11 protein-coding genes are annotated in these 13,300 nt (G+C 61.5%); 7 read left to right on the top strand and 4 right to left on the bottom strand.

Translation table 11 applies throughout. The annotated features are described in order from the left end of the window. Positions 1-1,263: 1,263 nt before the first annotated feature. A complete protein-coding gene (locus ACWTU7_RS02615) occupies positions 1,264-1,530 on the top strand; it encodes a hypothetical protein (RefSeq protein WP_455837606.1) in 267 nt (88 codons plus the stop codon). A gap of 176 nt (positions 1,531-1,706) precedes the next feature. On the opposite strand, the gene ACWTU7_RS02610 is transcribed toward ACWTU7_RS02615, so the two are convergent. After that, positions 1,707-3,416 (bottom strand): ABC transporter ATP-binding protein, encoded by a 1,710-nt coding sequence (locus ACWTU7_RS02610; RefSeq protein ID WP_455837605.1) that lies wholly within the window; start codon positions 3,414-3,416, stop codon positions 1,707-1,709. A 159-nt stretch (positions 3,417-3,575) separates the two neighbouring features. Between ACWTU7_RS02610 and ACWTU7_RS02605 the strand changes: the two genes are divergently transcribed. From ACWTU7_RS02605 to ACWTU7_RS02580, 6 genes are all read left to right on the top strand, one after another. Continuing rightward, positions 3,576-3,860: a DUF2218 domain-containing protein gene (locus tag ACWTU7_RS02605; RefSeq protein WP_455837604.1), complete on the top strand. Its 285-nt coding sequence runs from the start codon at positions 3,576-3,578 to the stop codon at positions 3,858-3,860. Positions 3,861-3,882: 22 nt separating this feature from the next. Then, on the top strand, positions 3,883-4,785 hold the full coding sequence (locus tag ACWTU7_RS02600; RefSeq protein ID WP_455837603.1) for a siderophore ABC transporter substrate-binding protein: 903 nt from the start codon (positions 3,883-3,885) through the stop codon (positions 4,783-4,785). Continuing rightward, on the top strand, positions 4,782-5,762 hold the full coding sequence (locus ACWTU7_RS02595; RefSeq protein WP_455837602.1) for an ABC transporter permease: 981 nt from the start codon (positions 4,782-4,784) through the stop codon (positions 5,760-5,762). The genes ACWTU7_RS02600 and ACWTU7_RS02595 overlap by 4 nt, the downstream gene beginning before the upstream one ends. Beyond that, on the top strand, positions 5,755-6,729 hold the full coding sequence (locus ACWTU7_RS02590; RefSeq protein WP_455837601.1) for an iron chelate uptake ABC transporter family permease subunit: 975 nt from the start codon (positions 5,755-5,757) through the stop codon (positions 6,727-6,729). The genes ACWTU7_RS02595 and ACWTU7_RS02590 overlap by 8 nt, the downstream gene beginning before the upstream one ends. Continuing rightward, the gene (locus tag ACWTU7_RS02585) at positions 6,726-7,484 is read left to right on the top strand and encodes an iron ABC transporter ATP-binding protein (RefSeq protein ID WP_455837600.1); all 759 of its coding nucleotides are present in this window, start codon (positions 6,726-6,728) and stop codon (positions 7,482-7,484) included. Before ACWTU7_RS02590 ends, ACWTU7_RS02585 begins: the two co-directional genes overlap by 4 nt. A 188-nt stretch (positions 7,485-7,672) precedes the next feature. Continuing rightward, positions 7,673-9,760 carry a TonB-dependent receptor domain-containing protein gene (locus ACWTU7_RS02580; protein WP_455837599.1) on the top strand — a complete coding sequence of 696 codons (2,088 nt, stop codon included), beginning with the start codon at positions 7,673-7,675 and terminating at the stop codon, positions 9,758-9,760. Positions 9,761-9,836: 76 nt separating this feature from the next. Here the strand turns inward: ACWTU7_RS02580 and ACWTU7_RS02575 are convergent, their stop codons facing one another. From ACWTU7_RS02575 to ACWTU7_RS02565, 3 genes are read right to left on the bottom strand one after another with little or no spacing between them, the layout of a single operon-like run. Continuing rightward, positions 9,837-10,682, bottom strand: coding sequence for a sugar phosphate isomerase/epimerase family protein (locus ACWTU7_RS02575; RefSeq protein WP_455837598.1), 846 nt, complete (start codon positions 10,680-10,682; stop codon positions 9,837-9,839). Further along, positions 10,679-12,022 (bottom strand): DUF6005 family protein, encoded by a 1,344-nt coding sequence (locus ACWTU7_RS02570; protein WP_455837597.1) that lies wholly within the window; start codon positions 12,020-12,022, stop codon positions 10,679-10,681. Before ACWTU7_RS02570 ends, ACWTU7_RS02575 begins: the two co-directional genes overlap by 4 nt. Continuing rightward, positions 12,022-13,293, bottom strand: a complete 1,272-nt coding sequence (locus ACWTU7_RS02565) for an AMP-binding protein (RefSeq protein ID WP_455837596.1) — start codon at positions 13,291-13,293, stop codon at positions 12,022-12,024. The genes ACWTU7_RS02570 and ACWTU7_RS02565 overlap by 1 nt, the downstream gene beginning before the upstream one ends. Between the last annotated feature and the right edge of the window lie 7 nt (positions 13,294-13,300).

The raw sequence follows: 13,300 nt of genomic DNA, 5'->3' as shown, positions 1-13,300 counted from the left end.
TCTCCGACGAGATCGATATGCGACGGCTGAAGGTCGGCTCCCGGAAAGCCGTTATTCAGCATGTGTTCTGGATGGACGGGATATTGACCTACCCAGACCTTCCTTTTCCCAGGAGAAAGTCGTGAAAGGACGCAGGCATGACCTACGCAGGCCGTGTTGGCCTCGCAGGAACAGTTTTGGCGTTAGTTAAAAAATCACCGCCATCAGTGCTCGTCAGCTCGCGCTCGCCTCCAGCAGCCGGACGAGTTCGGCCTGCCTGCGCACGCCGGCCTTCTCGAAGACATGCCTTAGATGCGCTCTGATCGTGTGGCCGCGATGCCGAGCCGGGCAGCGGCGTCGCGCCCGTTGCCATCGAGATTTTCCAGGACGACGTCAGCCTCCGCCGGATTCAGTCTGAACCTACGATCCAGGTCCTGCCTTCGCTCGTGCTGTTCTCGTTCAGGATTGGTGACCATATGGATCACCACTGGCCGCGCAGCGCCGAGCCAGGACGTGTCGATCGGACAGCGCGGAAAGGACACTCCGCGAGATTGCGGGCGGCATTCCATTCCTTCCGGGCCGCTCGGCTACGCGCCAGTGTTCGCAACCCCTTATCGACTTGATCCTTTCTGGATCCGGAGCAAACGACTCGGACCACAACCATCCACAAAATGCGGCCCGCCCCGTCGCGCGCCCCTGAAACAAACGAAACACTCCTACCGCACTACAGAAAAACGCCTGAAACGAAAGCGATGTATGACAATAAGAACCGCAGATGCGGCAGATTCGACGCGCAAGACACAAATATCCAGCGCTCTGGACGAACATCTAGTCTTGTCGAGGTGTCGACGCGTCTTGCTCCGAAACCTGAGGTTCAAAATGCATAAGCCAGTTACTTCGTACGATTTCCCCGACCGGCTCCGCGCGAGCCTTATTGACCAAAACCATCCGGCCCATGAAGGGGCTCGCCGGCTCTTACAACGCCATGATCGACAAGAGGCAGGCGTCAACCCCACCACGCGACGGCTGATCGGGAACAGCCGCCATTCATACAGGCCGCGTTGACGCCGCCGAATGGTGATGATCTCGGCTGCTATCAAGCAGCCCTCCGAACAGCGCACGAACGTAACAAGACAAACCGTGCGCTGAACAACCTGCTGCCGCAAATCCAGAAGGATAGCGGTTGGTCGGTTTGCCCAAAGGGCATGGAAGACGGCTCATCGATGCGGTGCGGGGCACGGCGCGTTGAGGCCAAATGCTAACCCTCAAAGATGGAGAATTGAAATGCTTAAGATCGTTCTTGCCACTGCCACCTTCCTGATTGCCTCCGGCATGGCCTTTGCCGGCAGCGACCACTATGGCTCCGACTACAGCCATGGCTCCGGCTCTTCGAACACCGGTCACCATTCGATGGTGTCCGACAACGGCTACGCGGTCGACCCGAGCGGCACAGCCAGTGTCAACACGGCCGGCAGCGCACCGACCTCGGCAGGAAATTCGATCTTCGATATTCCCGGGCCCGGTTATGGCCAGGGGATCTGGGGCCGCTAATGCCAGCGTTCGGCCGGCACCGTCGAGATTAGACTTCCAAGCGGCGGGCGCGCCCGCCGCTTGGAATCACCTCACGGCCACCGGAGAAAGATCTTTGCCGATCTCGAACCGTGGGCTGGAGCGGGCTTGGGGGCCTGTGCACGCTCCCCTTGGCTTCAGCTTTGAGCGCTGCGTCGTCAGTCCTGAGCCGCGCCCAGTCGGGAGTAAGCGCCGCCAAGCGCCACCAGTTCATCATGCGGACCTTGTTCGACAATGCCGGTATCGGCGACCACCACGATGCGATCGGCATTGCGGATCGTCGCCAGCCGGTGCGCGATCACCAGTGTCGTTCGGCCTTCCGCAAGCTCTGCCAGCGACTGCTGGATCTCCCGCTCGGTCTGCGTGTCGAGTGCCGACGTCGCCTCGTCCAGGATGAGGATTGTCGGGTTCTTCAGGAATATACGCGCGATTGCCAGGCGCTGTTTCTGACCGCCCGAAAGCTTTACGCCACGCTCGCCAATGATCGTATCGAGGCCTTCCGGCAGTGAAGCGATGAGTTCGTGGAGGCGCGCGCGGCGCGCGGCCTCGACGATCTCGCTATCGACCGCGTCCAGCCGGCCATAGGCGATGTTCTCGCGGATCGTTCCGCCAAACAGGAACACGTCCTGCTGCACGATACCGATCTGGCCGCGTAATGAGGCCAGCCTCATGTCGCGGATATCCAAACCGTCGATCGTGATGGCGCCGCTGTCGACGTCGTAAAAACGCGGCAACAGCGAGCACAGCGTCGTCTTGCCGGCGCCGGACGGTCCGACGAAGGCGATGGTTTGTCCGGCTGCTATGTCGAGATTGACGTTCTTCAAGACCGCCCGTTCGCCGCTATAGCCGAAGGTGACATCCCGGTAGCTGATGTTGCCTTGGAGCGTCGGTGCGTCAACAGCACCAGGCCGATCCGCGATGTCCGGCTCAGTGTCGAGGAGAGCCGCATAACGGCGGAATCCGGCGATGCCTTTCGGATAGGTTTCGATCACCGAATTGATCTTGTCGATCGGCCGGAAGAACACATTGACCAGGAGCAGGAAGCCAACGAAGCCGCCACTGGAAAGTTCGCCACGCAGCACGAGGTAGCTTCCGGCAATCATTACCACCAGTTGGATCAACCGCATGCTCATGTAGCTCAGCGACGTGCTGGCGGCCATGATGCGATAGGCATCGAGCTTGGTCTTGCGGTAGCTGGCGTTGTCACGCGCGAACAGATTGCGCTCGTGATCTTCATTGGCGAAAGCCTGCACCACCCGCATGCCGCCGACATTCTCCTCGATGCGAACGTTGAAATCGCCGACCCGCCCGTAAAGCGCCTGCCAGTTGCGCGTCATGCGCGCGCCATAGCGGCTTGTCACCCAGGCGACGAGCGGCACAATTGCGGCCGTAATCAGTGCAAGCTGCGGATTGACCAGGAACATCAGCGCGAAAGCGCCGAGGAAAGTCATGATCGCGATGAACAGGTCTTCCGGGCCATGATGGGCAACCTCGCCGATCTCCTCCAAGTCCTTGGTGACGCGGGCGATGAGGTGACCGGTCTTGTGGTTGTCATAGAAGCGGAACGAGAGCTTCTGCAGGTGATCGAAGCTCTTCCGGCGCATCTCGGTCTCGATATTGATACCGAGCATATGACCCCAGTAAACCACGACCGCCATCAGCCCGGTGTTCAACACATAGATGGCAAGCAGGCCGGCCGACGCAGCAAGTATCAACAGCCACTGCTGAGTCGGCAGCAGTTCGTCGACGAACAGCTTGACCGCCATCGGGAACCCGAGCTCCAGCATGCCAGACAGAACCGCACAGCAGAAATCCAGGATGAACAGACCCTTCCAGGGGCGGTAGTAGGAGAAAAATCTAAGCAGCATTGGAACGCTTTTTCTGTTCGAAGGTCTGGACTGCCAGGAGCATGGCAATATGGGGCTGTCGCTACAGGCAATCTTGCGGGCGACTGCTCATGAGGCCGACCTTGTCTGGAGGGATAGCTTACGATAAGTGGAGTGTAAACATCATATTATGAGGACTCCATGCTGACTCCAACCACGCGCTGCGAAACACCGAATGCGGGCAAATATATCCAGCAGCTATGCAAACATTTCGCGCACAAGGTGGAGGTCGCTTATGGCCAAGGGCATGGGCAGTGCCGGTTTTCCTGTGGCACAGCTACCATGAATGCCGGTCTCGAAGAGCTGGCCATAATAGTGGAAGCGGCCGACACCGGCGCATTAAACGAGACCAAGCAGGTCATCGAATCGCATCTCGCCCGGTTCGCCTTCCGCGAAAATCTCCAGCCGCTGGCCTGGCGCGATTGAGGCGTCGACACGGAGCATGCTCATGAAATGGCTCAAGTCGGTCCTGGCGTTGCCGGCACTGGCGCTTTTCCTCGTTCAGGCGTTCGCAACCGACATCGAAACCGCGAAAGGCCCGGTGACGGTCGCCAAGACGCCGCAAACGCTCGCGGTGTTCGATATTGCGGCAGTCGATACGCTGAACAGCCTGGGCGTGAAGATTGCCGGTCTGCCCGATAAACTCTATGTGCCCGAATTCGCAGGATTGAAGGACGGTGCGGAAATCGTCGGGACCCTCTTCGAGCCCGATCTGGAGGCCCTGAGCGCGCTGGCGCCGGACCTTATCATTGTCGGCGGGCGCTCCTCGCCGCAACTGGCGGCGACGAGCCGGATTGCGCAGAGCATCGATATGACAATGGAGGGCGATGACCTTTTCGCGCAGGCAAAGCAGCGCCTGATGGCTTACGGCGCTCTCGTCGGCAAGCGGGCCGAGGCGGCGGCGCTTGCTACGGAACTCGATGACGCGCTTTCGTCGACACGTGCCGCCGTCAAGGGCAAGGGTACGGCTCTCATCCTGATGACCAGCGGCCCGAAAGTGACTGCCTACGGCAAGACGTCCCGCTTCGGTTGGCTGCATTCGGCGCTCCAACTCACGCCGACCGTCGAGGATGTTGAGGCCGCCACCCACGGCGAAGCGATCTCCTTCGAGTTTCTCCGCGACGCCAATCCGGACTGGCTTATCGTGCTCGATCGCGCCGCGGCGATCGGTTCGGGCGAGCAGAATGCCAGGGCAACGCTCGACAATGAACTGGCGGCCGAAACCACGGCCTGGAAGAAAGGGCAGGTGGTCTACATGCCGGCAGCCGATTTCTACATCGCTGCAGGCGGCGTCCAGTCGACGATGCGCGTGCTTGAGACCATTCGAGACGCTTTCTCGCAGACCAAATGACCGCTGGATCGCTTGGCACTCAAGGCTTCGCTTATCAGGCAATCGGCGCCGCAACCCTGCTGGCGCTCTTTGTGGCCAGTTTGTTCGTCGGTGTCGGCGAGCTCGCCATAGGCAGTCTGGCGGCAGACCCGGAAGCGTTGCGGCTGATCATGATCAGCCGCCTGCCGCGGACGTTGGCGACGCTTCTGACCGGCAGCGCCTTGGCCATCGCAGGGCTTGTGATGCAGACGCTTGCCCGCAACCGTTTCGTCGAGCCGTCGACGGCGGGAACCGCGCAATCGGCGGCACTCGGCATACTGGTCGTGACCCTGGTGTGGCCCAATGCATCGCTTGGATGGAAAGCAGCCGGCGCGGCCGTGACCGCTCTCGCCGGGACATCCGTTTTCCTCATGCTAGCCCACAGGCTGCCGCCAACACAACCATTTCTGGTTCCGCTGTTCGGATTGGTCTATGGCGGCGTCATTGGCGCCGCCGCGACCTTTGCCGCATGGCACCTCGATCTTCTGCAATTTCTCGAAGTGTGGATGACGGGCGAGTTTTCCGGCATCCTGCGCGGGCGCTATGAACTGTTGTGGGTTGCGGGCGCATTGGTCGTATTGGCTTGGTGGACAGCCGACCGCCTGACGATGCTTTCGTTGGGCAGGGACGTCAGCATAGGGCTCGGCCTGAACTATGCCGGCATGCTTCGGCTCGGCCTGATTATCGTCTCGGCCATCACCGCTCTGACCGTGGTTGTTGTCGGAACGATCCCGTTCGTCGGCCTTGTCGCGCCCAACATCGTATCGCGCTTCGCTGGCGAAAACCTGCGCCACACCTTGCCGTGGGTCGCCGGCAGTGGTGCGGCGTTGGTGCTTGCTTGCGATATCATTGGCAGGCTCATCCGTTTCCCTTACGAGGTTCCGGTCGGCACGATCCTCGGCGTCGTCGGGGCTGTGCTTTTCCTCGTCCTGCTGCTTGGCCGAAACAGCAATGACTGAAGTCGTGATGCAACGCGGCCCGATGCGGCACGAGGGCCGCCTCGCGATGATGGCGGCGGTCGCAGTGCTGGTCGGCGTCGCGTTCATGACGATCGGCCTGCGCGGCAATCTCGCTTTCGTGATCGAACTGCGTGCCGTGCGGCTGGCGGCGATGGTTCTGGTCGGCGTGGCGGTGGCGGTTTCGACGGTCGTGTTTCAGACCGTTTGCGCCAACCGCATCATCACGCCATCGATCATGGGGCTGGATGCGCTCTACGTCTTTTGCCAGACCGCGCTTGTTTTTGCGCTGAGCGGTTTCGGCTTTGCCGGCATTGATCCCCGCTTGCACTTCCTCGGCAATTTCACGGTAATGACGAGCCTCGCGCTGGCGCTGTTCCTGCCGATGCTTCGCCGGCGTTTCGACCTGACGCTGATGTTGCTGACGGGCGTCGTGCTGGGCGTTCTGTTCCGATCGCTGACGACGTTGCTGGCGCGGCTGCTGGATCCGAACGATTTCGCCGTGCTGCAGGGTGCGTTGTTCGCCAGCTTCAATACAGTGGAACCCGATCTCATGCTGTTGGCCGGCGTGATCACCGTGGCGGGAGTCGCCATCGCCTGGCGGGCGCGACATGTTCTCGATGTGCTCGCGCTGGGCACCGACACAGCCATCGGGCTCGGCGTCGCGTGGCGCGGCATGGCTGCCGGGCTGCTGGTTCTTGTCGCCGCGCTCGTATCGGCGTCGACGGCGCTGGTTGGGCCGATGGCGTTTCTGGGCCTGCTGGTGGTTTCGCTCACTGAGCGCATCGTCGGCACCAACCGACACGCCATCCTTCTGCCGGCAGCCGCGTTCACGGCGATAATCGTGCTCGTGGGCGGCCAGACAATCCTCCAGCACGCTCTGGGCGGGGAAGGCAGCCTCGGCATCGTCGTGGAATTTGCCGGCGGCATCGTGTTCCTTGCCATTCTGTTTGCCGGGGGCCGGCGATGATCGAGATTGCAGGCGTCTCCCTGGCTCTTGGCGGCAGCCGCATTTTGGATAATGTGAGCCTGACAGTACCGAAGGGTGGCGTCACGGCGCTTGTCGGACCGAATGGCGCCGGCAAGTCCAGCCTGTTGTCGTTGATCGCCCGCCTGCAGCCCCTGCAAAGCGGCCGCATCACCGTCGACGGGCTGCCCGTCGATACGACGCCGAGCCGGCAGTTGGCCAAGATCATGGCCATCCTGCGACAGGATCCCGGCGTCGCAAGCCGCCTGCGCGTCGGCGAACTGGTGGGGTTCGGTCGTTTCCCGCATCACCGCGGGCGGCTGACGGCGGAAGACCGTGAAATCATCGCGGCGTCGCTCGAGCAGTTCGATCTCAGCGACCTGGCGCTGCGCTTCATCGATACCTTGTCAGGCGGGCAACGGCAGCGCGCTCTCGTTGCCATGACCTTCTGCCAGGGGACGGATTACATCCTTCTCGACGAGCCGCTGAACAACCTCGATATGTTTCACGCGAGAAACCTCATGCGGACGCTTAGATGCATCGCCGACGAGCACGGCAAGACGGTGCTCATCGTGCTCCACGACATCAATCATGCAGCCTCGTACGCCGACCGTATCGTCGCGATGAAGGACGGCGCAGTTGTCGCAATGGGCGAGACCGGCGACGTCATCCGGCCGGACATACTGGAGAGCATTTTTGGCTTCTCGATGCGGGTCGAAAACATCGCCGGTCGGCTGACCGTCCTGCACCACGCCTGAGAATCTGCACCACGCCTGAGAATGCTTCCGCGGCTGCGGCGCTCGAAGAGCGCAAGAGTTACAACGGCTTGCATAAAACTAGATTTTCACTATCAAGTTTATTGCGACAGCGCAACCGATGGGTTAAGGCAGTCCTACAGGCGCAGTTCGCGCCAGCCGGGGCTGCCGTAATCGAGGGGATTTAACCGATGTCATCGGATCTGTGGCGAGCGCTGACCGTCAGCACCGCGATGTCGATTTTCTTGTGTCCCGACGCGCTGGCGCAGTCTGCTCCCGTCCCAGAAACGGAAGCCAGGACGAGCACCACCGAAGAAAATGAAGACAGCCAGGCTCCTGCTGGGGGCACGCAACTCGACACCATTCTTGTCGTAGACGTGGGGGCGGGCGCTGACGCGACGGCCGGCGCCGACCTGATCACCATCGACCAGCAGGAGATCGACCGCAAGAAACCGCAGGATTTGAGGGAGGTGTTCTCCGGTGAACCGCAGATCGCCGTCGGCGGCGCGATACCCAGCACGCAGAAGATCTACGTCAATGGTGTCGATGAAAACAATCTAGCCGTGACTGTCGACGGGTCACGACAGAACAACAAGGTGTTCCACCACAACGGCACATACCTGCTCGACCCGGCGCTGCTGAAGGCCGCGTCGGTGCAGGCAGGCGTCGCACCGGCCGACGCCGGTCCTGGCGCGCTCGCGGGATCGCTTGGATTCGAGACCAAGGACGCCGTCGATCTGCTCGAACCCGGCCGCAACTTCGGCGGTTTCGTTACCGGCATATGGGACACCAACAGCGGGACATTCACCACCGGCGTGAGCGCCTTCGGCCAGCAGGACGGGTTCGAGTACCTCGGCTACATCAATTACGGCCGTGGCGGCAACTTCACCGCCGGCAACGGCGAGGAGATGCCGGGGACCGGCACCGATCTAATCAGCGGGTTAGCCAAGGTCGCTTACGAGAGTGTCGAGGGCCATCGATTCGAGCTCAGCCACGAGCGGGTCCGCGACGACGCGCTACGCCCCTATCGCGCCAATGTCTATATCAATCGACCGGGCCGGGAACCCGAATTGCGGAACTACGACCTGCGCCGCCAGAACACGGTCTTTACCTATACGGATACGTCGCCGGAAGGCTGGTGGGACCCCAAGATCGTGCTCGCCTATAGCAAAACGCAGATCGCAGCACCTGAATATTTCTTCGACGTTGTGTCGCCCACGGAAGGCGCCACCAGCAGCTTCAACGGGAAAGTGGAGAACCGGTTCGCGCTCGACATCGGCAGCGTCACTGCGGGTTTCGACTTCTACAACGACAAGGCCGATCTGGATTATCTCAACCCGACGGAGCCGTTCTTTACGGACGAGCGCGCCACTAATATCGGCGCCTATGCGCAGGCGCGGCTGGAGCCCTTCGACCGGACCAGGATTTCCTTCGGCGGGCGCGCCGATCACCAATGGTTCACCGGCGTCGACGATTCGGATTGGAACAATGCGGGCCTGAGCGGCAACATTTCGGGCGAGTATGACCTTATCCCGGAGTTCCTGACCGTAAAGGCTGGGACCTCGCATGTCTGGGGCGGCGTTCCGCTGGCGGAAAACTACCTGCAGAACCCGCTGTGGACCTATGGCGACGGCCCGGAGCCGGTGACCTCTAACAACTATACGGCCGGTCTAGAGGCGCGCTACAACGGCTTCACCTTCGAGGCGAACGTGTTTCGCACCGACATCAACGACGCGCGCCTGCCGGTGTTCGGACGCGGCGCGCCGGTGCCTGTTTTCACATCGATCCGAACGCTCGATCTCGTTTCCAAGGGCTGGGAAATCGGCGGCCGCTATGATTGGGACGCCGGCTTTGTCAGCCTGAAATACGCCGACATCAATGCCGACGTCGACGGCGAGCCGGCTGATACGGAGATCGGCCGCTATTTGACGACGCCTCTCGGACAGATCGTGATGATCGGCGCCGGCTACAAATTCGACGATTGGGGCGTCAAGGTCGGTGGCGACATCGAAATCGCCTTGAAAACCGACAGGACGCTGGTGCGGCATCCAACCGATCCGACAAGCGCAAAGAAGGAACTGCCCGGCTACGAGGTGGTGAACGCCTATGTCGAGTGGACGCCGCCTTCGAAGCCGAACTTCACGCTGCGCGCCGATGCCCTCAACATCTTCGACGAAGCCTACACCGACCGTGCTGCCTACGGGCAGGATTTCGTTGGCGTGGCGCCGCACTTTGATCCCGGCCGCTCGTTCCGGCTGAGCGCCACGGCGCGATTCTGATGTTGTAAAAACGCCGGTCGCGGACAATCGCCCGCGCCGGCTGCGAAAACGATGTTTGCGTTGGCGCCTTCGATGCTCAAGCGACGCCGACGCGGATCGGTGCCTCGCGGTCCGCCCGCAGTAGACGCATGTTGCGGGCGTCGGTGGCGAGAATGTTGAAGCAGTCGCCGCCGAACCATTCCAGCGAGGCATCTACTTCCTCGCGCTCGAACACCTCATCCAGGAATTGCAAATAGTCCACCGCACCATCGAAAAGCGCGGTCATGCCCGTCCGGTTTCCGGCCGCGGCATAGACATTTGCCGGCTCGAACACGGCGAGGTCTGCACGCGAGCGTACATTTTTCAGATGATAGTGCCGGATGTGCGGCAACAGCGCGCGATGCGCAGCAACCGGATCGGCGCCCCCTTCCCAGACGTGCAAAGTGTCGAAATTGATCCCCAGCGCGGGATGATCGACCTCCTCGAGCAGGCGCTGCGTCGACGCCAGCGTATCAGCAAGCGTTCCTGGATGTGTCTCCACCAGCATCTGGCAGCCCTGGTCCTGCGCCATCATGCAGGCATCCTTAAGCCGCGCCGATAGTCGCCAGCGCGCTTCGGGCGAGGTGTCCCCGCTTGCCGACTTGCCGGCGAATGTTCGCACCTTGCGGGCGCCCCAGCGGCCGGCCAGACGGCAGAGATTCGACGTGGCATGACGCAGTGACGTCAGATCCTCATCGAGAGGCAGATAGTCGCTGAGCATCGGCACGGAAAGGCCGAATGCCGCCATCCAGTCGGCGTTGCGGTCGGTCATATGCTGCATGTTGCGCGCGTGTGCGCCCCAGAGCTCTACCCCCTGGAAATCGCTCGCCGCCGCCCATCGCGCGATATCCTCCAGCGACAGCAGGTGATGGCGGAACGTGATCGTGCAGAGCGACAGTCTCATGCGACGGCGTCCTCCACATCGTGGCGTGGCGCGTGCAGGAGGCCGCGGGTGTCGCACCACAACCGATAGGTTTGGGCGAGACGGCGCTTCAGCGAGCGCTCCATCGCGTCCAGAACATCGAGTTTTTCGAATATCCGTACCGCCAGCGCTTCGTCGCCTATCTGGCCGAGCTTCATGATGGCGTAGTGAAGCGCCTTGAATTCCTGGATCAAGGATTCGATGTCGTCGCAGATCGTGTCAAACTCGGCGTTGGAAAGCTGCAGCGATCGCCAGAAAAAGGCAAAGCCGTGCTCCAGCGCGTATTTGCGGATCGAGATAACTGGCAACTCGCGCAGCGCCGTCGACAACTCGGCCAATTTCAGGCCGTCGCGGCCTTCCAAATACGCCCGGACGACCTCGCGCGTGGCACGTGTCAAAAGATTGTCGTCCTCATGAAAACAGGCAAGGAAATAGTCGCGAAGATCGACGGCGGACGGTTTCCTGATGTCGGCAGCGTCGAAGATGAAGCCGCCGGCAACGGTCGGCTGCATGATTGCGTCGATGACTTTCTGTTTCTCGATCCTGCCTTCCCAGCGGAAATCCGGGTCGAGGACCATCCAAACCGCCGGATCCTCGGTGTGTTCGAGCATCAAATAGTGCGGGAACGGATTCTGGTTGAACTTGTTCTCGCGCTCCGGCAGGTGGAAGAGATCGAGCATCACCATCAGGTACTCGCTCTGCTTCTTGCGCTCCAGAAGCTTCCGCATCGTCGCCAGGTTCTCTTCCTTCGTAGCGCCCGGCCGATACCATTGGCGAACCTTGGCGCCATACAGGCGCTCGAACCAATCGCGGAAGAAGTCGTGGTTGATTTCAGACGCGTGATACGCCAGCCGCCAGCTTTTATCGACGGCGAAACCCGCATCCCAGACGCCGAAGAAGAAGGGTCGATGATCAAGCTGCCTTTGCTTCACCGCGTGACAGACATTGCTGACGAAGCAATGGACCTTGATGTCAACGAAGTCCTCGCCATGCACGCCGATCCGCTCGGCCGCTTCTCTTTCGGCGCGAGCGAGAACAAGCTCCTTTGCGGGCTTCACCAGTGTTCCACTTGGTTCCGACGCCTTGGCGAACAACCGCGCCAGGTCGTCTACCGTGGCCAGATCCTGGCGGCTGATGACCGCCTCGGGCAACGCGACGCCGTGGTCGAGTTCAAGAGCCAGCATGGTTTCGAGGACAAGCACGGAGTCGAGGTACAGATCCTCGTTCAGCCTGGCTTGCGGCGCGAAGGCATCCATATGCTGGTTGTCGAGCTTGTCGCGCAGGATAGTCCCGATTGCGTCGAGTATTTGATCATAGGTCATCAGGCTGCCTCCGTCCGTACCGGCCCGAATTCGCCCGCACCGTAGCGCGCGGCCACGTCGCGCCTGCTGATTTTCCCGTTCGCTTGGCGCGGGATCCGCTCCACCTGAAGGATTTCAGTTGGCACCTGGTGTGCTGCAAGCCGCTCGGCGCACCATTGCCGAAGCTGCGTCCGGTCGACCGCATGTTCGGCACTGAACAGAAGCGCGACGCGCTCGCCCGCGAATGCATCCTGTTTCCGGAACACGACGGCGTCGCCAATGCCGCCGAACGTCAAGACGACGTCCTCGACTTCCTTCGGATAGACGTTGAGGCCCGAGACGTTGATCAGGTCGTCGAGGCGCGACAGGAAGACCAGCATGCCGTCGTCGCGGCGATAGCCGAGGTCGCGCGTCTCGACCGCCACGCCCTTGCGCGCAACGGCAATTTCCTTGGGCTCGCCGGCGGTGCCGGCGTCACGCAACGAGAAGCGCGGCAGCACATAACCGACTTCATTAGCCGCTTGAACATCCGGGTTGATCGCGATGCAGCCGGCCTCCGAGCAGCCGTACTGCTGGAACATGTGCCTGGATTTGGCCCTGATCTGCCTGAACCAGGGTTCGGGTAAGAGGGTACCGGATGTCATCGTTGCGTGGATCTGCTCGCCGGCCGGCAAAAGCCTGGCGAGCGTATACAAGATGGCCGGCGACGAGATCAGGTAGGGGCGCTCGGTTTCGCGCAGCTTGCGCAGCAGAAATTTGGGGTTCCCGGTGTCCAGTATGGCGGGCGACTGGCCGCGCTTCAGCGCCACCAGGACGCCGCAGATCAAGCCATAGGAATGGGTGGTTGGCCCCGCGATCAAGGGGGTCATGTCCTGGGGCTCGACAAACGCCGAGGTGTAGCTCTCGATCTCGTCGTCTATGTCGCTCCAGGCGCGCGCGATGCATTTCGGCTCGCCGGTCGTGCCGGAGCTCATCTGCAACAGCTGTCCAGCTTCGCTCGCGCGCTCCTCGCAGATCGGCTCGCCTTCCAGCCGGTTGTAGAAAAGCCAGTTGCACCTCGCCGTCTCCGCCTGCCGGCGCGCTGCGGCATATGGTGTCGAGGGATGCAGCGGCAGAACGCTGGCGCCGGCCGAGCGCGCGGCAAAGAAGAACGCCAGCCAATCCTGCGCCTCGGAGAAGCAGACCGCAAAACGGTCGCCTGCGCGCTTGTCGAGTTGCGCGGCAGCCGCAATGCGGTCCGCCGCGTCGCGGAAATAGACCTGATCAAAGACCGTGTCGTTGATTGTGATCATGTTTTCT

This window comes from Mesorhizobium sp. BHscii, assembly GCF_053848065.1.
Note: the sequence above shows the minus strand (reverse complement) of the source record. Positions and strands in the feature narration are given on the sequence as shown.